Origin of the sequence: Mycobacterium sp. 852002-51961_SCH5331710, assembly GCF_001665535.1 — a bacterium.
Classification (GTDB): Bacteria; Actinomycetota; Actinomycetes; order Mycobacteriales; family Mycobacteriaceae; genus Mycobacterium.
Genome location: NZ_LZSQ01000066.1, coordinates 45,574 through 68,137 on the forward strand (window position 1 = coordinate 45,574; position 22,564 = coordinate 68,137).

19 protein-coding genes are annotated in these 22,564 nt (G+C 68.2%); 5 read left to right on the forward strand and 14 right to left on the reverse strand.

The window, feature by feature from the left end; translation table 11 throughout:
* Window positions 1-9 precede the first annotated feature (9 nt).
* Genes A5752_RS10915 through A5752_RS10930 form a run of 4 tightly spaced genes read right to left on the reverse strand, consistent with a single transcriptional unit; the run spans window position 10 to window position 3,671 of the window.
* A complete protein-coding gene (locus A5752_RS10915; RefSeq protein ID WP_067085048.1) occupies window positions 10-1,698 on the reverse strand; it encodes a cation:proton antiporter in 1,689 nt (562 codons plus the stop codon).
* Between the two features lie 50 nt (window positions 1,699-1,748).
* Window positions 1,749-2,543, reverse strand: coding sequence for an Fpg/Nei family DNA glycosylase (locus tag A5752_RS10920; protein WP_067085049.1), 795 nt, complete (start codon window positions 2,541-2,543; stop codon window positions 1,749-1,751).
* Between the two features lie 2 nt (window positions 2,544-2,545).
* Window positions 2,546-3,019 (reverse strand): ribose-5-phosphate isomerase, encoded by a 474-nt coding sequence (locus tag A5752_RS10925; RefSeq protein ID WP_197500593.1) that lies wholly within the window; start codon window positions 3,017-3,019, stop codon window positions 2,546-2,548.
* Window positions 3,020-3,062: 43 nt separating this feature from the next.
* Window positions 3,063-3,671 carry a mycothiol-dependent nitroreductase Rv2466c family protein gene (locus A5752_RS10930; protein ID WP_067085053.1) on the reverse strand — a complete coding sequence of 203 codons (609 nt, stop codon included), beginning with the start codon at window positions 3,669-3,671 and terminating at the stop codon, window positions 3,063-3,065.
* Between the two features lie 248 nt (window positions 3,672-3,919).
* On the opposite strand from A5752_RS10930, the gene A5752_RS10935 reads away from it, so the two are divergent.
* From A5752_RS10935 to A5752_RS10945, 3 genes are all read left to right on the forward strand, one after another.
* Window positions 3,920-4,243 carry a DUF732 domain-containing protein gene (locus A5752_RS10935; RefSeq protein ID WP_067085054.1) on the forward strand — a complete coding sequence of 108 codons (324 nt, stop codon included), beginning with the start codon at window positions 3,920-3,922 and terminating at the stop codon, window positions 4,241-4,243.
* 50 nt (window positions 4,244-4,293) lie between these two features.
* Window positions 4,294-6,879 carry an aminopeptidase N gene (gene pepN, locus A5752_RS10940; protein WP_067085056.1) on the forward strand — a complete coding sequence of 862 codons (2,586 nt, stop codon included), beginning with the start codon at window positions 4,294-4,296 and terminating at the stop codon, window positions 6,877-6,879.
* An 87-nt stretch (window positions 6,880-6,966) separates the two neighbouring features.
* A complete protein-coding gene (locus A5752_RS10945) occupies window positions 6,967-7,317 on the forward strand; it encodes an HNH endonuclease (protein ID WP_156613769.1) in 351 nt (116 codons plus the stop codon).
* A 33-nt stretch (window positions 7,318-7,350) separates the two neighbouring features.
* Here A5752_RS10945 and A5752_RS10950 read toward each other — a convergent pair whose 3' ends face one another.
* From A5752_RS10950 to A5752_RS10960, 3 genes are read right to left on the reverse strand one after another with little or no spacing between them, the layout of a single operon-like run.
* The gene (locus A5752_RS10950; protein WP_067085058.1) at window positions 7,351-7,836 is read right to left on the reverse strand and encodes a DUF5130 domain-containing protein; all 486 of its coding nucleotides are present in this window, start codon (window positions 7,834-7,836) and stop codon (window positions 7,351-7,353) included.
* Window positions 7,823-8,107, reverse strand: coding sequence for an aa3-type cytochrome oxidase subunit CtaJ (ctaJ, locus tag A5752_RS10955; protein ID WP_082963837.1), 285 nt, complete (start codon window positions 8,105-8,107; stop codon window positions 7,823-7,825). The genes A5752_RS10950 and ctaJ overlap by 14 nt, the downstream gene beginning before the upstream one ends.
* A gap of 25 nt (window positions 8,108-8,132) precedes the next feature.
* A complete protein-coding gene (locus tag A5752_RS10960; protein WP_067085060.1) occupies window positions 8,133-8,801 on the reverse strand; it encodes an HNH endonuclease in 669 nt (222 codons plus the stop codon).
* A gap of 138 nt (window positions 8,802-8,939) precedes the next feature.
* Here A5752_RS10960 and A5752_RS10965 point away from each other — a divergent pair, with 138 nt between their 5' ends.
* The gene (locus A5752_RS10965; protein ID WP_064422536.1) at window positions 8,940-9,335 is read left to right on the forward strand and encodes a globin; all 396 of its coding nucleotides are present in this window, start codon (window positions 8,940-8,942) and stop codon (window positions 9,333-9,335) included.
* Window positions 9,335-10,900 carry a glycoside hydrolase family 13 protein gene (locus A5752_RS10970; protein ID WP_067085061.1) on the forward strand — a complete coding sequence of 522 codons (1,566 nt, stop codon included), beginning with the start codon at window positions 9,335-9,337 and terminating at the stop codon, window positions 10,898-10,900. The genes A5752_RS10965 and A5752_RS10970 overlap by 1 nt, the downstream gene beginning before the upstream one ends.
* 42 nt (window positions 10,901-10,942) lie before the next feature.
* Here the strand turns inward: A5752_RS10970 and A5752_RS10975 are convergent, their stop codons facing one another.
* The 7 genes from A5752_RS10975 to A5752_RS11005 form a co-directional block, all read right to left on the reverse strand.
* Window positions 10,943-11,602 (reverse strand): DUF8185 domain-containing protein, encoded by a 660-nt coding sequence (locus A5752_RS10975; RefSeq protein WP_502686713.1) that lies wholly within the window; start codon window positions 11,600-11,602, stop codon window positions 10,943-10,945.
* A complete protein-coding gene (locus A5752_RS10980) occupies window positions 11,599-12,045 on the reverse strand; it encodes an acyl-CoA thioesterase (protein WP_067085065.1) in 447 nt (148 codons plus the stop codon). The genes A5752_RS10975 and A5752_RS10980 overlap by 4 nt, the downstream gene beginning before the upstream one ends.
* A complete protein-coding gene (locus A5752_RS10985; RefSeq protein WP_067085067.1) occupies window positions 12,042-16,931 on the reverse strand; it encodes an NAD-glutamate dehydrogenase in 4,890 nt (1,629 codons plus the stop codon). Before A5752_RS10985 ends, A5752_RS10980 begins: the two co-directional genes overlap by 4 nt.
* 136 nt (window positions 16,932-17,067) lie before the next feature.
* Entirely contained in the window at window positions 17,068-18,741 is a 1,674-nt protein-coding gene (gene ettA, locus A5752_RS10990) for an energy-dependent translational throttle protein EttA (RefSeq protein WP_067085069.1), read from the reverse strand.
* Between the two features lie 120 nt (window positions 18,742-18,861).
* A complete protein-coding gene (locus A5752_RS10995) occupies window positions 18,862-19,320 on the reverse strand; it encodes a single-stranded DNA-binding protein (protein WP_067085071.1) in 459 nt (152 codons plus the stop codon).
* Window positions 19,321-19,560: 240 nt separating this feature from the next.
* On the reverse strand, window positions 19,561-20,403 hold the full coding sequence (locus tag A5752_RS11000; protein WP_067085073.1) for a type IV toxin-antitoxin system AbiEi family antitoxin: 843 nt from the start codon (window positions 20,401-20,403) through the stop codon (window positions 19,561-19,563).
* Between the two features lie 134 nt (window positions 20,404-20,537).
* Window positions 20,538-22,535 carry a bifunctional copper resistance protein CopD/cytochrome c oxidase assembly protein gene (locus A5752_RS11005; RefSeq protein WP_067085075.1) on the reverse strand — a complete coding sequence of 666 codons (1,998 nt, stop codon included), beginning with the start codon at window positions 22,533-22,535 and terminating at the stop codon, window positions 20,538-20,540.
* Between the last annotated feature and the right edge of the window lie 29 nt (window positions 22,536-22,564).

Genomic DNA, 22,564 nt, shown 5'->3' on the forward strand with positions numbered 1-22,564 from the left:
TCGGCTCCGCTAGAGCCGGCTCTCGAGCCGCGCCGACACCCCGGCCTCCTGTAGGTCGAGCCGTTCGAGCATCGCCCGCACCGCCTCGTCCTCGATGCGTCCCTCGTCGCGTTCGGCGATCAAAGCCGCGCGCTGCTGGGCCAGCACATCGCGGTACAGCGCCGAGAACACCTCCGAGCGCTTGGTGTGCGCCTCCGGATCCGGCATCTCGTCGGCGTCTTGGGAGTGCCTGGCGATGATCGCCTCGATTTCGGCGGCCACGCGCGGGCTCAGGTTCGCCGGCGGATGGGCCCGGAATTCGGCGAGCACACGGTCGGCCGCCTCGTGCACGATGCGTTCGGCCTTGAGTTCCTCGTTGCGGTCGACGGCGTGATCATCGCAGAACCGCGAGAGGTGCAGCCGCCGGATCAGGATCGGCAGCGTCGAGCCCTGTAGCAACAGGGTGCCGACGCTGACCACGAACGCGACGGCCTGGATGGTGGCGCGCTCGGGGAACGGTTCGCCGGTGACCGTCGTCGCCGGAATGGCCGCAGCCGCAGCCAGAGTCACCACCCCGCGCATACCCGTCCATGAGACGACCAGGTTTTCCTGCCAGGACAGCGACCGCCGGTCGATGCGCGAGCGCCACTTACCCGGTGGGTTGGTGCGCCGCTTGGCTCCCAGCGCACCGCGGCCGCCGCCCTCCGGCACCGGAACGCTCAACCGGTTCCCGACATGCTGGGAAAGTTTGTTGCGGCCGAAGATGGCGAAGACCGACAGCGGCCGGATCACCAGGACGATGACCAACACCACCAGTGACGCCATCGCGACCTCGGCCAGCGACTCGTGCGCCTCCCGCAGATCCTCGAGCACGAAACGCAGATGCAACCCGATGTAAGCGAACACGAACGCCTCGAGCAGCACGTCGACCGAGTTCCACACGTAGCGCTCCTGCAGCCGGGTCTGGTATCCGGCGGACAGCGTTCCGTTGGCCACCACGAATCCGGCGACCACGACAGCCAGCACCCCAGAGGCGTGCAGTTCCTCGGCGACGATGAACGCCGCGAACGGCACCACGAGCCCCTGCACGGTCTCGAGTCCGGGATTGGCCAGTCGGCGCCGGATCCATATCGTCACGTAGCCGAGCAGCGCGCCGACGATCGGTCCGACCACCGCGCTGTACCCGAACAGCAGAAACGGGTTGTGGATGAAGATGTGTCCGCCGGTGACCTGCACGACCGCGATGGAGAACAGCGTCAGCGCGGCGGCATCGTTGATCAAGCTCTCGCCCGTCAGGATCGCCATCACCCGCTTGGGCAGACCGAGCTTGCGTCCCACCGCCACCGCGGTCACCGCATCGGGGGGTGCCACGATCGCGCCGAGCACCAGCGCGGTGGCGAACGTCAGCGGCACGACCACCAGCCACGCCGAGGCCGCCACCGCGAATGCGGTCACCACGACCAGCCCGATGCCGAGGCCGAGGATCGGCCGGATGTTGCGCAGAAACGTCGGGAACGAGAAGTCCAGGGCGGCGGAGTACAGCAGCGGCGGCAGCACCACCGTCAGCAGGATGTGCGAATCGAGTTCGGGCGGTTCGAAATCCGGTAGGAAGGACACCGCGGCACCGATGACGACGATGATCAGGGCGGGCTCGAGGCCGCGCCGGTGCGCGACAGCGGTGACGACGATGGCTCCGACGACGACGAGAATCAACTCCACGCGCCGATTGTCTCTGAGGCGCGCCCGTCACGTGGACTCAGCCGTGGTGCCTAGCTCTGATCGGTCGGACACCAGAACAGGTTGCGGCCCTCCATCACCTCGGTGCGGATCTCGGTGCCGCACAGCCGGCACGGCTCCCCGGCACGCCGGTACACGTAGGTGCGGGGGCGGCCCGGCGCGTACGACGGCAGCCCGTGATCGTCCTCGCGGCGGATGGTGTGAATCTTGCCGCGCCGCAGCCCGATCCGCATCAACTCGACGAGGTCGGTCCACATCTCGCCGAACTCGTCCTCGCCGATGCGGATGCCGGGCCGATGCGGGTCGACGCCGTGGCGGAACAGCAGCTCGTTGCGGTAGACGTTGCCCACCCCGGCGATCACCGACTGGTCCATCAGCAGCGCCCCGATCGGCCTGCGCGACTTGCGGATTCGGGCCCACGCCAGCGACCCGTCGGCGTCCCGACGCAGCGGGTCGGGTCCGAGGCGGTCGATGACGTCGGCGATCTCCGGCTCTTCGAGTACCTCACACACCGTCGGCCCCCGCAGATCGGTGGCGTACTCGGCGCCGATCATCCGCATCCGGACCTGTCCCACCGGGGCCGGGACCGGCAGCGGCACCTCGGTGAACGTGCCGTACAAGCCGAGATGCACGTGCACCACCCGGCCGCCCTCGTAGTGATGGAACAGATGCTTGCCGTAGGCGGTGGCCTTCTTGAGAACACGCCCGCTGACCGCGGCGGCGCCGTCGGCGAACCGGCCCTGCGGGCTGGACACCAGCACCGGCGCGCGACCGAAGCGGCGCTGATGCAACCGGGCGAGCCGGTGCAGCGTGTGGCCCTCCGGCATCCCTAGGCGCCGGGCACCGGGGGCGCGACGCGGGTGCGCTCGTACTCGGAGAGGATGTCGATACGACGTTGGTGCCGCGCGGCTTCCGACCACGGAGTGCTCAGGAACGCGTCGACGATCGCCAACGCCTCCTCGACGCTGTGCATGCGCCCGCCGATGCCGATCAGCTGCGCGTTGTTGTGCTCGCGTGCGAGTTTGGCGGTCTCGACGCTCCACGCCAACGCACACCGCGCGCCGAGGACCTTGTTGGCCGCGATCTGCTCACCGTTGCCCGACCCCCCGAGCACGATGCCGAGGCTGCCCGAATCGGCGACGGTCTTCTCCGCGGCGGCGATGCAGAAGGCCGGATAGTCGTCGTCGGGGTCGTTGACGAAGGCTCCGCAATCGATGGGCTCGTGTCCGGTGTTGCGCAGGTGCTCGATGATGGCCTGCTTGAGGTCGAAGCCGGCGTGATCGGCTCCCAGGTAGACGCGCATGGCGGTCATTGTGGCAGACGCCGCCGGCGCGACCGGGGCGCGATCAGTCGAACTGCGGCGACTCCGTGCGCGTGCGCTTGAGTTCCCAGAAGTGCGGATAAGACGCGAAGGTCACCGAGGCGTCCCAGAGCTTGCCGGCCTCTTCGCCCCGCGGGATCTTCGACAGCACGGGTCCGAAGAAGGCGACGCCGTTGACGTGGATCGTCGGGGTGCCGACGTCCTCGCCGACGGGGTCCATGCCCTCGTGATGGCTCTTACGCAGAGCCTCGTCGTACTTGTCGGTGGTGGCGGCCTCCGCGAGTTCGGCGGGCAGGCCCACCTCGGCCAGCGATTCCTTGATCACCACGTCGAAGTCCTGATTGCCCTGGTTGTGGATGCGCGTACCCATCGCGGTGTACAACGGCTCGAGGATTTCGCGGCCCTTGGCCTGCTCGGCGGCGATCGCGACGCGCACCGGCCCCCACGCCTTCTTCATCGCCTCCTGGTACTGCTCGGGCAGGTCACGCCCCTCGTTGAGCACCGCGAGGCTCATCACCCGGAAGTTCACGTCGATGTCGCGGACCTTCTCGACCTCGAGGATCCAGCGCGAGGTGATCCAGCACCAGGGGCACAGCGGGTCGAACCAGAGTTCTGCGACGGACTTCTCGGGCATGATGAATCCTTCCGGGCGCGGAATGGGCAGGGTCCAATTGTGAACAACTGCGATCGCGTGTGGAGTGTTCCCCGCGTCGGCGCCTATAGCGGCCCGCTCCGCGGATCGCGATATGAGAAACGCCTAAGAGTGCAAACGGTGACCGAACCGTGTTCCTGATGTGACCAATGTGAAGAATCGTTACCGAAGTGAACAAACCTGTTGATGTTCGAGTACGCGCTCTGGCGTTAGGGGCCGGTCTGGCGGCAATGGCGACAACGTTCGCCGCGCCCGCCCAGGCCGACACGACCGACGACGCCTTCCTGGCCGCGCTCCGCGGTGCGGGCATGACCGTCGACAACCCGGTGAACATGGTCGCCGTCGGGGAATCCGTGTGCCCGATGCTCGTCGAGCCGGGTAAGAACCTCGCGAAGGTGTACACGCAGGTGTCCGACAACGGCATCCCGCCGGACATCGCGGCGTTCTTCACCGGCATCGCGATCTCGATGTACTGCCCGCAGATGATGGCCTCGGTCGGCAACGGCACCGTGCTGGACTGGCTGCCCGCGGCGCGGGCGATACCCGGCTTCTGACGCGGGACGTGCGACGCGCCGTCGGCCGGCGCGCGCTATAGGTTGGTCGCGTGGCACTTCCCAACCTGACCCGCGACCAGGCCGTCGAACGCGCCGCCCTGGTGACCGTCGACAGCTACCGCATCGAACTCGACCTGACCGACGGCGCCGGCAAGCCCGGCGAGCGCACCTTCCGGTCCACGACCACCGTCGAATTCGACGCCCTCGCCGGCGCCGACACCTACATCGACATCGCTGCCGACGTGATCCACAGCGCCACGCTCAACGGCCGCGACATCGACGTCTCCGCCTATGACGAATCCACCGGTATCCCGTTGACCGGATTGGCCGGCCACAACGTCGTCGTCGTCGACGCCGATTGCCGCTACTCCAACACCGGAGAGGGGCTGCACCGGTTCGTCGACCCGGTCGACGACGAGGTGTATCTGTATTCGCAGTTCGAAACCGCCGACGCCAAGCGGATGTTCGCGTGTTTCGACCAGCCCGATCTCAAGGCCGCGTTCGACGTGACGGTGACCGCGCCGTCGCACTGGGAGGTCGTCTCCAACGGCGCCACCGTGAGCGTCGAGGATGCCGGCGCCGCCAAGCGCCACACGTTCGCCGCCACACCGCGCATGAGCACGTATCTGGTGGCGCTCATCGCCGGACCGTACGCGCGCTGGGACGACGTCTATAGCGACGACCACGGCGACATCCCGCTCGGGCTGTTCTGCCGCAGCTCGCTGGCCGAGTTCATGGATGCCGAGCGGCTGTTCACCGAGACCAAACAGGGATTCGGGTTCTACCACAAGAACTTCGGCGTCCCGTACGCGTTCGGCAAGTACGACCAGTTGTTCGTGCCGGAGTTCAACGCCGGGGCGATGGAGAACGCCGGCGCGGTGACGTTCCTGGAGGACTACGTCTTCCGCAGCAAGGTCACCCGGGCCTCCTACGAACGGCGCGCGGAGACCGTCCTGCACGAGATGGCGCACATGTGGTTCGGCGACCTGGTCACCATGCAGTGGTGGGATGACCTGTGGCTCAACGAGTCGTTCGCGACGTTCGCCTCGGTGCTGTGCCAGGCCGAGGCCACCGAGTACACCGAGGCGTGGACGACGTTCGCCAATGTCGAGAAGTCGTGGGCGTACCGGCAGGACCAGCTGCCCTCCACACACCCGGTCGCCGCCGACATCCCGGATCTGGCCGCGGTCGAGGTGAACTTCGACGGGATCACCTACGCCAAGGGCGCCAGCGTGCTCAAGCAGCTGGTCGCCTACGTCGGCGAGGAGGAGTTCCTCTCCGGGCTGCGGGATTACTTCCGCGACCACGCATTCGGCAACGCCACCTTCGGTGATCTGCTGGGCGCCCTGGAGAAGGCGTCGGGCCGCGACCTGTCCGGATGGGGCAGGCAGTGGCTCAAGACGACTGGCCTCAACACGCTGCGCCCCGAATTCGATCTCGACGTCGACGGCCGGTTCACCCGGTTCTCCATCGATCAGAGCGGCGCCGCACCGGGTGCCGGCGAGACCCGCGTGCACCGTCTCGCCGTCGGCGTCTACGACGACGACGGATCCGGCAAGCTGGTCCGGGTGCATCGCGAGGAACTCGACGTCGAGGGACCGCGCACCGATGTGCCTGCGCTACAGGGAGTTTCACGCGGCAAGTTGATCCTGGTCAACGACGACGATCTGACCTACTGCTCGCTGCGGCTGGACCAGGACTCGCTGCAGACCGTGCTGACGCGCATCGCCGACATCGCCGAGCCGTTGCCGCGCACCCTGGCGTGGTCGGCGGCGTGGGAGATGACGCGCGAGGCGGAGCTTAAGGCGCGTGACTTCGTGTCGCTGGTGACCAGCGGTGTACACGCCGAGACGGAAGTCGGTGTGCTGCAGCGTCTTCTGCTGCAGGCGCAGACGGCGTTGAACTCCTATGCCGACCCCGAGTGGGCGCACTCGGAGGGCTGGTCGGCGTTCGCCGACCGGCTGCTGGAACTGGCCCGCGGCGCCGAGGGCGGCTCGGATCACCAACTGGCGTACGTCAACGCGCTGTGCGGGTCGGTGTTGTCGAGCAGGCACACCGACGTGCTGAAGGCGGTGCTCGACGCGGATCCCGCCGAGTCCGGACTGGGCGGGCTGGTGGTCGACACCGATCTGCGGTGGCGCATCGTCACCGCGTTGGCCGCGGCGGGCGTCGTCGACTCCGACGGCGCCGCAACACCGTTCATCGACGCCGAGGCCCAGCGCGACCCGACCGCGGCCGGCAGGCGCCACGCGGCGGCGGCGACCGCGGCGCGTCCGCAGCCGGAGGTCAAGGCGACGGCGTGGGAGCAGGTCATCGAGGACGACACGCTGCCCAACATCACCGCCCGCGCGATCATCGGCGGCTTCGTGCAGCCGGGTCAGCAGGATCTGCTGCAGCCGTTCCGCGCCAAGTACTTCGGCGCGATCTCGGGAGTGTGGCAGCGGCGCTCCAGCGAGGTCGCACAGACCGTCGTCATCGGGTTGTACCCGTCGTGGGACATCAGCGAGGACGGTCTGGCCGCGGCCGACGAGTTCCTCGCCGACCCCGACGTGCCGCCTCCGCTGCGTCGCCTGGTCATCGAGGGCCGCGCCGGCGTCGAGCGTTCCCTGCGCGCCCGCGCCTTCGACATCACCTAGAACTCCGTTGCGCGGGCGTGCGTGTTCCCACACGACACGCCGCGTCATCGCGACGTTTTGCGCACGCTCGCCGGGCATGCTGAGCCCGTGGCGATCAGCAGAACCCGCCGGGCCAGGGCGGCCCGCAGGCGCAAGCGTCGGCTCGGCGCCGTCGACAACGACCTCACGCCACAGCAATGGCAGGCCTTGAAGGATGCGTGGAAGGGCTGCGCCTACTGCGGGGCGACAGACCGAGCGCTCCAGCGCGACTGCGTCATGGCGATATCCCGCGGCGGCCGCTACACCATCGACAACGTCGTCCCGGCCTGCGCTTCGTGCAACACCAGCAAGTGCAACGACGAGGTCACCGCATGGCTGCGGCGCAAACGTCTCGACGAGCGGCGGTTCCTCGAGCGCTACGTCGAGATCCGCGCCGCGCTCGCGGTCGACGCACCCTGACGCGCGCTCGCGCAAAGGCGCGAAAGGTCTGTGTCAGGCCGGGGTGACGCCGGCGCTCATCACGCGCACCGCGCTGATCAGGCCGTCCATCAGGTTGCCGTCCTTGAACGACGCCGCGGCCGCCGAAACGCCCAACGGTGCGGCCTCTTCGATGCCACGCCCCTTGACGTCGGCTCCGTAGACCACCTCGATCGCGCGCTGGTCGGGCGATACCGCCAGCAGCACCGCGTTGTTCGGAGTCGGCACCTGCGCGAGGATCTCGCGCGCGGTGGCCGCCGTGTCGGTGCCGAGGTCGCCGATGTACACGGCGAAGCGTGCCTTGGCCGCCCGCGAGCCGTACTTGAGCGCGTCGTCGAGGAACACCAGATCCTTGACCGGGAAGGGGTAATCCACCGACAGCGCGCCCGGCTGCGTGACACCGGAGATGCGACCGCTGGACGTGACCACCCAACCGACGGGCAGATCGGCGCGCTCGACCGCGGCCCGGTGGCCGGTTACTGCAACATCACCACTTGCCACTGGCGCCGCCTCCAATCGTCACCGCGTGCGTGTCATGCCCACCCACGTTTCCGCCTTCGGCCGCGGAATCGGCCGCCACGCTGCGCCCGGTGGCGTGCCCGTGACCGGCCGGCTCGTCGGCCGCCCACAGGATCGGGGCGTGCTTCCAAGGTTCGGACATCTTGTAGGTCGCCGGGTGCGGGCCCTTCTTGCGCCAGATGAGAGCGGCAAGCACGGCCGTCAGCCCGAGCGGCACCAGAATCAGTAGCGCGTGTGTCAGTGCGGTGCTCACGTCGCAAACCGTATACCAGCCGCGTTTACGCCGCGCCTTCGCCCAGATATCGGACCCACGACGGGTCGAGTTCCTTCACGCTCGACAGCAGCCGCCAGTGCTGTCCCTTCGGCGGGACGGGCACCGTGCGCAGCGACCACCCCAGCTCGGTGAGCAGCCGGTCCGCCTTGCGGTGGTTGCACGTCGAACAGGCCGCCACGCAGTTCTCCCAGGCGTGCGCCCCGCCGCGGCTGCGGGGAACCACGTGGTCGACGGTGTCGGCCTTGCCGCCGCAGTAGGCGCAGCGGAACCGGTCGCGGTGCATCAGCGCGGCGCGGGTCATCGGGATGCGCGCGCGATAAGGCACCCGCACGTAGGTGCGCAGCCGAATCACCGAGGGCACCACGATCGAGCGGGTCGCCGAATGGATCACCGGTCCCCCGGGATCGTCGTGCACGACGTCGGCCTTCCCGCACATCAACATGATGACCGCTCGGCGCATGGGCAGAGCGGTCAGCGGTTCGTAGGTGGAGTTCAGCAGGAGGACCCGGCGGCGGCCCCAGATCGAGGCCTCGCTGGTACTCGGCGGATGGATGTCGACGCTGTGCAGCACGCGTGCCTGTGCGCCCGGTACCGCCGACCCGGCTAGGGCGGTCGCGGCACCGTGGCTCCGCTGGCCGGCCCTTCTGGACGGGCCTTTCTTGCGATGCGCCATACGTCCTCCGTCCGACAGTTCACCACGGATTCCTGTGAATCGCACGACATTTCTCGACGTGTTCGCAGGTCAATTGGGTGAACATCGGGTGGCGCGCCCGCCTGACCTGGCAATCCAGCAACAGGGAACAATGGGGGCGTGACACAGCCACAGAGGTCGTTCTACGACGAAGTCGGTGGCCACGAGACGTTCCGCGCGATCGTGGCGCGGTTCTACGAGTTGGTCCGCGAGGACGAGATCCTGCGTCCGCTGTACCCGGAAGAGGACCTCGGGCCCGCCGAGGTGCGGCTGCGGATGTTCCTCGAGCAGTACTGGGGCGGCCCTCGCACCTACTCCGATCAGCGTGGGCATCCGAGGCTGAGGATGCGCCACGCCCCGTTCCGGATCGGCTACATCGAACGTGACGCGTGGCTGCGGTGCATGCACACCGCGGTCGCCGAGATCGATTCGCAGACGCTCGACGACGAGCACCGCAAGGAACTGCTGGCTTATCTGGAGATGGCCGCCCATTCGATGGTGAACGCGCCGTTCTGATGAGCAGCCCCTGGTGGTCGGATACGCTGTTCTACCAGGTGTATCCGCGTTCGTTTCGCGACAGCGACGGTGACGGCGTCGGCGATCTCGACGGTGTGACCGCCGGCCTGGGCTACCTCGAGGCGCTCGGCGTCGACGCGATCTGGCTCAATCCGGTGATGGTCTCGCCGATGGCCGACAACGGCTACGACGTTTCCGATCCGCGCGACGTCGACCCGCTGTTCGGCGGCATGGCCGCGTTGGACCGGCTCATCGCGGCGGCGCACGATCGGGGCATCAAGGTGACGATGGACCTGGTGCCCAACCACACCAGCTCCGCGCATCCGTGGTTTGGCGAGGCGTTGGCCGCGCCGCCGGGCAGCATGGAACGCGACCGCTACATATTCCGCGACGGCACCGGGCCCGGCGGCTCGCAACCCCCGAACAACTGGGTGTCGATCTTCGGGGGCCCCGCGTGGACCCGGATCACCGAGGCCGACGGCAGCGCGGGTCAGTGGTACCTGCATCTGTTCGACGCCGAACAGCCCGACCTCAACTGGGACAACCCCGAGGTGTTCGACGACCTCGAGCGGACGCTTCGGTTCTGGCTCGGTCGCGGGGTGGACGGCTTCCGCATCGACGTCGCGCACGGCATGGCCAAGCCACCGAACCTTCCCGACATGACGATCCCCCGGCGCGAGATGCTGCTGGCCGAGATGGACGACGATCCGCGCTTCAACAACGACGGCGTCCACGAACTTCACCGCCGCATTCGCCGGGTGTTCGACGACTATCCGGAATCCGTTGCGATCGGCGAGGTCTGGGTCTACGACAACGAACAGTTCGCCCGCTATGTGCGCCCCGACGAACTGCACCTGGGCTTCAACTTCCGCTTGTTGCGCGCCGCGTTCGACGCCGCCGACGTTCGAGAGGCCATCGAAAACTCCTTGGCGGCGGTCGAGTTGGTGGGCGCCGTTCCGACCTGGACGCTGGCCCGCCATGACGTCGAACGCGAAACCAGCCGCTACGGGGGCGGCAGCGGCGGGTTGGCCCGCGCCAAGGCGATGGCACTGGTGATGCTCGCGCTGCCCGGGCCGGTGTTCGTCTACAACGGCGAGGAACTGGGGCTGCCGAACGTCGAGCTTCCCGACGAGGCGCTGCGCGACCCCGTGTGGGAGCGGTCCGGGCACACCCGTCGCGGACGCGACGGCAGCCGGATCCCGATGCCCTGGGACGGTGATGCTCCCCCGTTCGGGTTCTCGACGAACCCCGACACGTGGCTGCCGATTCCTCGGGAGTGGGCGGCGTTGACGGTCGAGAAGCAGCTGGCCGACCCCGATTCGACGCTGGCGTTCTACCGGCGGGCGTTTGAATTGCGTTCCCGGCGTGCGGAGTTCGATGGGCCGACGGTCGAGTGGCTGGACTCGCCCGCCGACAGCCTGGTGTTCCACCGCAGCGGCGGGTTGGTGTGCGTGTTGAATGCGGGATCGCGACCCATACCGCTGCCGGAGGGGCAGGTTCTCCTTGCCAGCGCCGAGGTGTTCGACGGCACTCTGCCGCCCGACGCCGCCGCTTGGCTGGTCTGAGTGCGCGCCGTCGCGGCGGCGCGAGCGTGCGCGAAGTGGGCGTTACCGCAGGACGATGGCGGGGTCGCCGCGGCGGCGATAGACCGATCCGAACCGTGCGTCGACGCGCAGCCACGTCGGGGTGACGCGAACCCGCACGATTTCGTCGGCGCCCACCGCCGAACCGGCTTGCGGCAGGAATCCCATTGCGGTCAAGGCGAACACACACCGCATCGGGATGCCGACGCTGTCGTCGGCGGAACTGACCGCGACGACCTCCTGATCCAGCAGCGAGACCGGTGGGCCCTGACCGCTGGAGTGCTGCTTGACCAAAGCGCCGCCGCGCTCGGCGAGGTCGAGCACGACACGGGCCGGGACGTCGTCGAGGTGGACGAACCCGGAGTCCGGCGGAAGCGCGCCGCGCCATGCGGAGTCCAGCGCGAAGCCGGGTTCGACGAAGCCGCTGCGGTCCATCGCCTGTAATCCCGCGGCCAGCGCGTCGGCGCCCGCGGAGAGGTCCGGCGGATTGACCCGGCCCGCAACCACGCGGGTGGCCAGCACGTCGAATCCCGTTGCCACCCATGCGCCAAACAGGCCGTCGGCGCGTTGACGCAGCCGGATGACGGCGGCCTCGTCGAGGCGTATCGCCCGCTCGGCGAACGCGGCGAGGTCGTCACGGTGCGCCGCATCGGTGAGCCAGACGCCCCGGTCGGAGGGCGTCATCGTGTCCAGCGCTGCAGGTACTCTTTTTGCTGCGGCGAAAGACGGTGCAGCCGCTGCTCTTTGATGTGCACGGCGGCCAACTGGGTGTCGGCGATCACCGCCGGCTTCGAATCAGGCGACGCCCCAACCGACCGCACCTCGTATCCGACGGTGAAGTCGACGGAGCGGACGCGTTTGGACCACATGGTGACTTGCAGCGGCGAATCGATCAGGCGCAGCTGGGCCTTATACGAGATGTTGACCTCGGCGATGAGCAGTCCGATTGTCTCGATCTCCGGGCCGAACGGCTCACGCAGGAACGGGATCCGGGCCTCCTCGAGGATCGTCACCATCGTCGCGTGATTGATGTGCTGGTACATGTCGATGTCCGACCACCGCACGTGCACGGGTGCGACGAACCCCGCACCTTCCGCGTTCTGCGCGAGGTTGCCAGCACCTGTCATCGAGAAGTCCCCGTTCCACTGTTTCGTGTCATGCTGCGGATCTGACGCGCCGCCACCGATAGCGTCGCCAAATCGTGCTGACCGCTTTCATGTATCTCGCTGAGCGTGCGACGGGCGCGGTCCACCCGGGAGCCGTTCGTGGTCTCCCACTCCGCGATCTTCTCCTCGCCCGTCTCCTCCGGCTCGCCGACCGCCAGCACGTCCAGGCACAGCGACCGCAGGGAGCCGTAGATGTCGTCGCGAATCGCCAACCGCGCCAACGAGTGCCAGCGGTCATCGCGCTCCAGCCGGGATACCGCGGTGAGCAGGGTGTCGGTGTTGAGGTAGTCCATCAGCGCAAAGTAGGTGTCGGCGACCTCGTCGGGTTCGCGGTCGACGATGTCCCCGATGTCGATGATGTCGAGCAGGCTGAACTGGTACAGCCCCGTCGCGACCGTGTAGGCCAGATCCCTCGGGACCCTGCGGGAGGCGAACTCGTCGGTCTCCTTGGACACGATCGCCTCGTCGTCACCGCGCAGCCATTCCGGCATCCGCGGAGTCAGCGCAGCAACCTTGGCGGCGAAACGGTTGATCTCGGCGCCCACGGCGAGCGGCTGCGGACGGTAGTTCAACAGCCAGCGTCCGGCCCGGTCGACGAGCCGACGAAGATCCAGCGTCATCCTGTCGGTCACCGCGACGGAGACACCGTCGCTGCCCGCGGCCCGGATCTGCCGCCAAACGTCGTTGATCCGGAAGATCGCGTTGGCCGCGGCGTAACTGCGCACGGCGTCGACCGGCCCCACCCCGGCGTCCTCGCTGGTGCGGTACGCGTAGGTGATCCCGCTGGTGTCCACGAGGTCGTTGACCAGCATGGTGGTGACGATCTCGCGGCGCAGCTGATGCGACCGGATCTCCGCGGCGAACGGCTCGCGCAGCTTCTCCGGGAAGTACCGGGGCAGCCGCGAGGCGAACGCCTCCTGGTCCGGCAGGTCGCTGGCCAGCACGTCGGCCTTCAGTGCGAGTTTGACGTGCGCCATCAGCGTCGCCAGTTCCGGTGAGGTCAAACCGATTCCGGCGTCGGTGCGACGATGGATCTCCTTCTCCGACGGCAGCGCCTCCAGCTCGCGGTTGAGGCCGCGGTCGGTGACGAAGGCCCTGATCATGCGCGCGTGTACGGGAAGCAGGCTGGCCGCGTTGGCGCGGCTGGTGCCCATCAGGTCGTTCTGATCCTCGTTGTCCTGCAGGACCAGTCGGCCGACCTCGTCGGTCATCGACAACAGCAGCTCGGTGCGGTCGTCTGGGCTGACCTTCCCGGCGGTGACCAGCGAGTCGATCAGGATCTTGATGTTGACCTCGTGGTCGGAGCAGTCGACGCCGGCCGAGTTGTCCAGCGCGTCGGTGTTGATGCGGCCTCCGGCGAGATCGAACTCGATGCGCCCGAGCGCGGTCACGCCCAGGTTGCCGCCCTCGCCGACCACCTTGACCCGCAACTGGTTTCCGTTCACGCGGACGGGGTCGTTGGCGCGGTCACCGACGTCGGCATCGGATTCGCTCTCGGCCTTGATGTAGGTGCCGATGCCGCCGTTGAACAGCAGGTCGGCGGGCGCCTTGAGGATCGCCTTGATCAGATTCGGCGGGGTGAGCTCGTCGACATCGTCGTCGATACCCAGCGCGGCACGGGCCTGCGGGCTGATCTGGATCGACTTGTGCTCTCTGCTGTAGACGCCGCCGCCCTCGCTGATCAGGGAGGTGTCGTAGTCCTCCCAGCTCGAGCGGGGCAGGTCGAACAGGCGCTCGCGCTCCTCCCACGACCGCGCGGCGTCGGGATCGGGGTCGATGAAGATGTGGCGGTGGTCGAACGCGGCCAACAGCCGAATGTGCTTGGACAGCAACATGCCGTTGCCGAAAACGTCGCCGCTCATATCGCCGATCCCGACGACGGTGAAGTCCTCGGACTGGGTGTCGACGCCCATCTCGCGGAAGTGGCGTTTGACCGATTCCCACGCGCCCTTGGCGGTGATGCCCATCGCCTTGTGGTCGTATCCTACCGAACCGCCCGAGGCGAACGCGTCACCGAGCCAGAAGCCGTACGACTTGGCCACCTCGTTGGCGATGTCGGAGAACGTCGCGGTGCCCTTGTCGGCGGCGACCACAAGATACGCGTCGTCCCCGTCGCGGCGCACGACGTCCGGCGGCGAAACCACTTGTCCGGTGGCCTTGTCGACGTTGTCGGTCACATCGAGCAGACCGGCGATGAACAGCTGATAGCACGACACGCCTTCGCCGCGCTGGGCGTCCCGGTCGGCGGCTGCGTCACCGGTGGGTGTCGGCGGCTGCTTGACGACGAAGCCGCCCTTGGCGCCGACGGGCACGATCACCGCGTTCTTGACGGCCTGCGCCTTGACCAGCCCGAGGATCTCGGTGCGGAAGTCTTCGCGACGGTCCGACCAGCGCAGTCCGCCGCGCGCCACATAGCCGAACCGCAGGTGCACACCCTCGACGCGCGGCGAGTACACGAAGATCTCGAACTTCGGCCGCGGCAGCGGCAATTCGTCGATCAGGCCCGGATCGAGCTTGAACGACAGCACATCCTGCGCACGGGCCGACTCCTGGCGCCTCACGAAGTAGTTGGTGCGCAGCGTCGCCTGGATCATCGACGCGAACGCCCGCAGCACGCGGTCGGTGTCGAGGCTGACCAGCGCGTCGATGTCGGCGGTCACGGCGGCCGCGGCGGCCTGGGCGTCGCGGCGTTTCGGCGCGTCGCCCTGCTCTGATTCGAACGGGTAGAACAGCGCCTCGAACAGTTCAACCAGCGAGCGCGCGGTCTTGGCGTGGTCGTTGATGACGGCCTCGATGTGCGACTGGCTGTACGGAAAACCGGCCTGCCGCAGGTACTTCGCGTAGCTGCGCAGGACGGCGACCTGCTGCCAGTTCAGCCCGGCCCGCATCACCAACTCGTTGAACCGGTCGGTCTCGGCGCGGCCCTGCCAGATCGCGGTCAGCGCGTCGGCGAACCGCGTCGCGGTCTCGGCTCGCTCGGAGGCCGACTCGATGCGCGGAATCGACTTGTGCGGCGAAATCTTGAACTGGTAGATCCACACGCCGAGCCCGTCGGGCCGCTCGACGGTGAACGGCCGCTCTTCGAGCACGACGACGCCCATCGACTGCAGCATCGGCAGCAGATCGCTCAGTGACGCCGAATGTCCACCGAGATACAGGGTGAGCTGCGCGGTGCCTTCCTCGAGATCGGTGAGCACCGGCCGGATCGAATCGTCCTGCAGGTCTTCGATGATCGCGATGTCGTCGATCGCGTCGAGCGGCGCGACCGCCTGCTTGTAGGCCTCGGGGAAGGCCGCCGAGTAGTGCTGGGCCGTGCGTTGATCGATGGAACCCGTCTTCACCGCGCCGATCAGCCGGTCACCCCAGGTGCGCGCCGCCTCGGTCAGCAGGTCCTGGATGCGGGACTCGTTCGCCTCGGACGTGTCGATCGCGCGGGCACTGGTGCCGTCGGGCATGCGCACGGAGAAATGCACAACGGCCCAGGGCGATTCGCTCACGCGCGCGGTGTACTCGATGCTGGCCCCGCCGAGCTCGCGGACGAGGATGTCTTGCATCTGCAACCGCACCGCGGTGGTGTAGCGGTCGCGCGGCAGGTACACCAGGCACGAGACGAAGTGCGCGAGCGAATCGGCGCGCATGAACAGCAACGTTCGCCGACGCGACCCGAGGTCGACGACGGCCTTGACCATGTCCAGCACGTCGCGCGCCGAGAGCGCGAACAGCTCGGAGCGCGGAATGGTCTGGATGATGTCGAGCAGCAGCTGCCCGGGGTGGCTGGGATCGTTGCGTGACAGCGAGAGTGCCTCGTTGACCCGGCGCGAGACCAACGGGATCTCAAGCACATTGGCGTTCATCGCCGCCACCGTGAACAGGCCGACGAAGCGATGTTCGATCACGGTCGGGCCCTGCTGTTCACGCACCACGACGATGTAGGGATAGGCGCCGTACCGCAGGTAGCTCGGAATGGTGGCCTGCGCCAACACGAGAAGGTCGCCGTCGTCGGTCAGCGGTGGCAGCACGTCGTGGTGCAGCCGCAGCGTTCCGAGGCGGCTCGCGGGGTCGACCGACGACTGACCCTCGCGTATCGAACAGCGCTGATAGCCGAGCAACACGAAGTGTCCGTCGGCGAGCCAGCGCAACAGCGCCGCGACATCCTCGCGGTCCGGTCCGCGGAACCGGCCCTCGGTGTCGGTGGCGATGTTGTGTCCCAATGTGCGCAGGGTCGAGGACAGTTCGCCTGCGTCGAGCGCGACGTGGCGCGCGTCGGCGAGCACGGCCGGCAGCATCTGCGCCACCTGGGCGAGCGCCTTGGTGTCCACGGTCGCCGCGAGCTGGACGTGGATCCAGGCCTCGAACACCGCGTCGCGGGATCCACCTTCGGAGGCGGGTGCGACGTCGAGCAGTTCGCCCGCCCGCGCACGGTGCACGCGCATCACCGGGTTCATGATCGCGGTGTAGGCGACGCCGAAGCGGTGCAGCAGCACCGTGACCGAATCCATAACCATCGCGGTGCTGTCGGTGACGATCTGCAGTGCGGGACCGAATCCCCCCGGATCGTCGGCGCGGTACACCTCGACGCGGGTGTCGCCGTAGGGCCGGAAGCGCCCGAGCCGGTGATGCGCGGCGATCAGATTGGGCGACACGATCTGCTGCGCTGTCGCCGTCACCGGCATGGTGACCGTCGAGTCGGCGGTGGGCGCGTCGGCATGCGGACCGCGGTAGGTCTCCAGGTAGGCCCGCGCGAGGCGCGCCACGGTCTGATCGTCGAGTCCAGAAGAGTCGTTGGCTCCGGTGACGCCGACCCCGGCGCCCGCTGATCTCCCGACGTCCTCCGGATTCACCGACATGCGACGCTCCTGAACTGTTGGCGCGGACCTCCGCCGTTGGATGTCGCCACCAGCCCGAAAAGGGCGAAGCGGCTCCGCGGTCCGCAGAAGACGACCCTAGTAGCCCGCGCGTGCGGTTCGCGGCTACCCCGCCGGATCAGTCGCGCGTGAGCTTGCGGTGCGTCACGCGGTGCGGGCGGGCGGCCTCAATACCGAGCCGTTCGACCTTGTTCTCCTCGTAGGCACCGAAGTTACCCTCGAACCAGAACCACTTGGCCTCGTTGTCCTCGTCGCCCTCCCACGCCAGAATGTGCGTACAGGTGCGGTCGAGGAACCACCTGTCGTGGGAAATCACGACGGCGCAACCGGGGAAGCTCTCGAGCGCATTCTCCAGCGACGACAGCGTTTCCACGTCGAGGTCGTTGGTCGGCTCGTCGAGCAGGATCAGGTTGCCGCCCTCCTTGAGCGTCAACGCCAGGTTGAGCCGGTTGCGTTCACCGCCCGACAGCACGCCCGCGGGCTTCTGCTGATCGGGGCCCTTGAATCCGAACGCGGAGACGTAGGCCCGCGACGGGATCTCGTTCTGCCCGACCTCGATGTAGTCGAGGCCGTCGGAGACGACCTCCCACACCGTCTTCTTCGGGTCGATGCCCGCACGGGTCTGGTCGACGTAACTCAGCTTGACCGTGTCGCCGACCTTCACCGTTCCGCTGTCGGGCTGCTCGAGGCCGACGATGGTCTTGAACAGCGTGGTCTTACCGACGCCGTTGGGACCGATGACCCCGACGATGCCGTTACGCGGCAGCGTGAACGACAGGTCCTTGATCAGGGTGCGACCGCCGAAGCCCTTGTCGAGGTGTTCGACCTCGACCACGACGTTGCCCAGCCGCGGCGGAGTCGGGATCTGGATCTCCTCGAAGTCGAGCTTGCGGGTCTTCTCCGCCTCCGCGGCCATCTCCTCGTAGCGCTGCAGGCGGGCCTTGCTCTTGGCCTGGCGCGCCTTGGCGCCCGACCGGACCCACGCGAGCTCATCCTGGAGGCGCTTTTGCAGCTTGGCGTCCTTGCGGCCCTGCACGGCGACGCGCTCGGCCTTCTTCTCCAGGTACGTCGAGTAGTTGCCCTCGTACGGGTAGGCCCGACCCCGGTCGAGCTCGAGGATCCACTCGGCAACGTTGTCCAGGAAGTACCGGTCGTGGGTGACCGCGAGGATGGCGCCCTTGTACTCGGCGAGGTGCTGTTCGAGCCACTGCACGCTCTCGGCGTCCAGGTGGTTGGTCGGCTCGTCGAGGAGCAGCAGGTCCGGCTTGGACAGCAGCAGCTTGCACAGCGCGACCCGGCGACGCTCGCCGCCGGACAGGTGGGTGACGGGCTCGTCGGGCGGCGGGCAGCGCAGCGCGTCCATCGCCTGCTCGAGCTGCGAGTCGATGTCCCACGCGTCGGCGGCGTCGAGCTCCTCCTGGAGCCGTCCCATCTCCTCCATCAGCTCATCGGAGTAGTCGGTGGCCATCAGCTCGGCGACCTCGTTGTAGCGGTTGAGCTTCGCCTTGATCGCCACGCCCTCTTCGACGTTCTCGCGAACGGTCTTGTCCTCGTTGAGCGGCGGCTCCTGCTGCAGGATGCCGACCGTCGCGCCGGGCTGTAGGAACGCGTCGCCGTTGTTGGGCTGGTCCAACCCGGCCATGATCCGCAGGACGCTCGACTTGCCGGCGCCGTTAGGACCGACGACGCCGATCTTCGCGCCCGGAAGGAAGTTCAGGCTGACGTCGTCGAGGATGACCTTGTCGCCGTGCGCCTTGCGGACCTTCCGCATCGAATAGATGAATTCGGCCATGCCGTGGTAAGCCTTTCGAAACTCGCGAATCTCTCGGGTGATGCTCGCGGACCATCGTAGGCGTGGCCCCACCGGCGCAGCCGAGTGAGCTACTCGTTCTGCGCCGGCGGCGCGTTCTCACTACGCGGTCAGGGGCAGCGCCGTGTCGGGCCGCTCCGCGTCGTCATCGTCACCGGTGTCTTCTGATTGGTCGTCGGGATCGGTGATCCGCTGTTCGGTCAGTTGCCGGGCCCGGTCGATCTTCGCCGAGCAACGGGCCAGGTCCGGCCCGACGGACGTCGCTCGCACCTCGACCGACGAGCGCCGGTTGCCGTCGCGGTCGTCGTACTCGCTGGTGTAGACGTGCCCGACGACGATGACGGGGTCGCCCTTGACCAGCGCTGCGCTGGGCCCGGCGACCACCCTCCCCCAGCAGTTCACCGTGACGAACAACGAATTACCCGGCTCCCATGTTCCTTCGGCCGTGCGGCGGCGCGAGTTGCTCGCGACCCGGAAACGGACCATCTCCTGATCGCCCACCCGCCGGTGGATCGGGTCGGTGACGATGTTGCCGACGATGGTGAACGGTGTCTCGAACATGACGGTCTCCTCTTGTTTCCTTGCGTTTCCCTGCCGACGGCCCGGTGGCGCGTCGGTGACACCGTCATTGAGCGCCGCTGCGCCGACACCGAACGCGGGCCGAGCAGGCGTCGCGGACGCGCGCTGTGGATGAACCCGGCGTTTGGGATAGGCCTTCGTTATTGCCGAAACCGACGCTTTGGCTGGTCCTCGCGCCCGCGATCGACCATTGCGTCGGTTTCGAGCGAGAGTGCATGGAACCTACGGGCGCCAGCCTCGCGACAGCAGGGCGTTTCGCGCCTGCTCGACGATGTCGGCCCCGCGGTCCTCTTTGATGACGTGAATGACCTGCCAACCGAGCCGCTGCAGCACGCGGTTGACCCGAACGTCGAGGACGTACTGTTGCCGGCTGGTGAGGTGTTGTTCTCCGTCGTACTCGGCGCCGACTTTGAACTCCTCCCAGCACATGTCGATGCGCCGGACGTATCGGCCCCACTCGTCGTAGACGACGACTTGCGTGGTCGGCCGAGGTAGCCCGGCATCGATGAAGAGCAGCCGCAGCCACGTTTCCCTCGGAGACTCGGCACCGCCGTCGACCAGCGGCAACGCCGCCCGTAGCCGCCGGAGACCGCGCACACCGCGATGACGTTTCGCCAGTAGCGCGACATCCTCGGGAGCGAACGGCCGAGCATTCATCAACGCGTCCAGGCGGGCGACAGCACGGCCGCGCGGATGATGCCGGCCCAGGTCGAACGCGGTCCGAGCCGGAGTGGTCACACGGATGCCCGCGACCGCGGTGACCTCGTCCTCGTCCAGGGTCTCGTCGCGGACGGTCAGACCGCGCTGGCGTCGCACCGCCGCGACCAATTCGATAGGTATGTCGTCGCCGACCCATCTCGCCCCGTGTATCGCGGAAGCGGCTACCCCGGCGATCACCGCCGAAGGAGTAGCGAGGGATACGCCGACGATCCTCTCGTGCAGAGACACCTGGTGGCCTCGCGGCACGTAGACGCCGCGGTACAGCGGTCGATACTGACTGCGTAGGTGGGCTCGGGTGAGGTGGCCGGCGGCCACGGCGTCACTGCCAATGAAGGGAATCTCCATACAGATTGGACGCCCGCGGCCGTTGGTCTAGCTCCAATGTCCTCGAAACCGACGCAATGGTCGTTCCGGCAACCGGAAATCAGCCAAAGCGTCGGTCTCGGCGGACCGACGCCCGAGACCGACCCCAGCGCCGGCTACTGGGCGTCGCGGCGGGCGAGTTCGGCCAGCATCGCGTTGTAGGCGGCAAGGTCCGCGTCGTCGTCGCGGTCGGCCGCCCTGTCGAGCCGCTTCGCCATGCGCCGGTCGCTGCGCGACCACTGGATGAGCAGCGCGAGCATCACCAGCACGAGTGGGACCTCGCCTGCGGCCCACGCGATTCCGCCGCCGGTGCGTTGGTCGGCGAGCAGGTCGGTGTGCCAGCTCAACTGCAGCGACCGGTAGAACGGCTCACCCAGCACGGTCTTTGTGCCCATCAGCACAACCCCGAAGAACGCGTGCAACGGCAGCGACGCGAACACCATCCCGACCTTGCCGAGCTGCGGAATTTGGCGCGGCGCCGGGTCGACGCCGATCGTCACCCAGTAGAAGAGGTATCCGCTGAGCAGGAAGTGCACGTTCATCAGCACGTGGGCGCCGTGCTCGTCGACGGCGGCGTCGAAGAGCCCGCCGAAGTACAGCCCGTAGAAACCGGCCACGAAGATCACCGTCGCCACGACCGGCTGGGTCAGGAACTTCGACACCTTCGAGTGCAGGCCGGCCAGCAGCCACTCCCTCGGTCCGGGCGGATCCCCGCGGCCCGCGGCCGGCAGCGCGCGCAGGGCCAGCGTCACCGGCGCGCCGAGCACCAGCAGGATCGGCACCAGCATCGACAGCACCATGTGCGCGATCATGTGCATCGAGAACATGGCGGGCATGTAGCGGCCCAGCCCCGACGACGTCGCGAACAACAGCGCCGCGCACCCACACAGCCAGCCCACCGTCCGGCCGACCGGCCACGCGTCGCCTCGGCGGCGCAGCCGCCGCACACCGAGCAAGTACACCACCGCAAGAACGATCGCGGCGGTGCCGAAGATCAGATCGAAACGCCAGTCGAGCATGATCCGCTCGAAGGTGGGCGGGCCGGCGAGGTCGTACCCGATCGCCACCTCCACCGGACTGGGTTGCTCAGCCAGCGGCGGCGGAGGGGTGCGCCCGAGCCCGACCGCGATGCCGAACGTCGCCCCGAACAGCGCCGCCTCGAGTAGCGCCAGCCGCACCAGCGGCCCCCGCGCATCGGGGTCGGCCTGCAGCGCGGACACCGCCGAACGACGTTGCCACCAACCGACCACCGCGAGCGAGACCAGTGCACAGATCTTGGCGACAATCAGCCAGCCGTACTCGGTGTTCACCAGGTCGGCGGGGGTCACCCGCACCAGCGCGTTGATCACGCCACTGACGGCCATCACCACGAAGCACCACAGCGCCAGTGCCGAGAACCGGCGCGCCGCGATGTCGGCGTGCTTGCCGCGGCGCAGCGCGTGCACCAGCAGGGCGAGCAGACCGCCCGCCCACAGCGCCGCGGCGCCGAGGTGGAACAGCAGGCTGTTGGTGGCGACGTCGTGGGCACCGCCGGTCGAGGAATGCCCGGCCAGGCCCAGCGGGATCAGCGTCGTGAGCGCCCCGGCGAGCAGGATCGGCGTCCACGACCAGCGCAACACCGGCAGGCTGGCCACCGTGACGGCCGCGGCGATGAACGCCGTCCACCGCCATGCGCTGGCCGTGTCGACGAGGCTGGCCGCCGACCAGACCGCCACCGGGTCGAGGATCTTGTTCAGCGGCTGGCCCGAGACGTCGGACACCGTCAGCGGGACCATCAGCGCCGCGCACACCGTCCACACCGCCGACGCGCCGGTGCCCAGCCGCAGCGCGCGGTAGCCGCCGGCGTCGAGCACGCCGTTGGGTTGGGGTGGGGTGAGGAACGCGGCGAACAGGAACGATCCGACTGCGATGACGGCCGCGATCTCGCCCGCGGCCCGGACGAAGGGCAGGCCGTAGGTGGTCACCGGGCCGGGATTCGGCAACCCGGTCGCGCTCAACGCGTCGGCCAGCGACAGCGCACCGATGCCCGCGGCCACCACACCGGCCAGCACCGCCACCCCGACTAGCACCGGCCACACCGCGCTGGTGCGCACGCCCGATGCCGTCGTCGTCATCCCCCCAGCGTATGGCGCGCGCGTCTGTT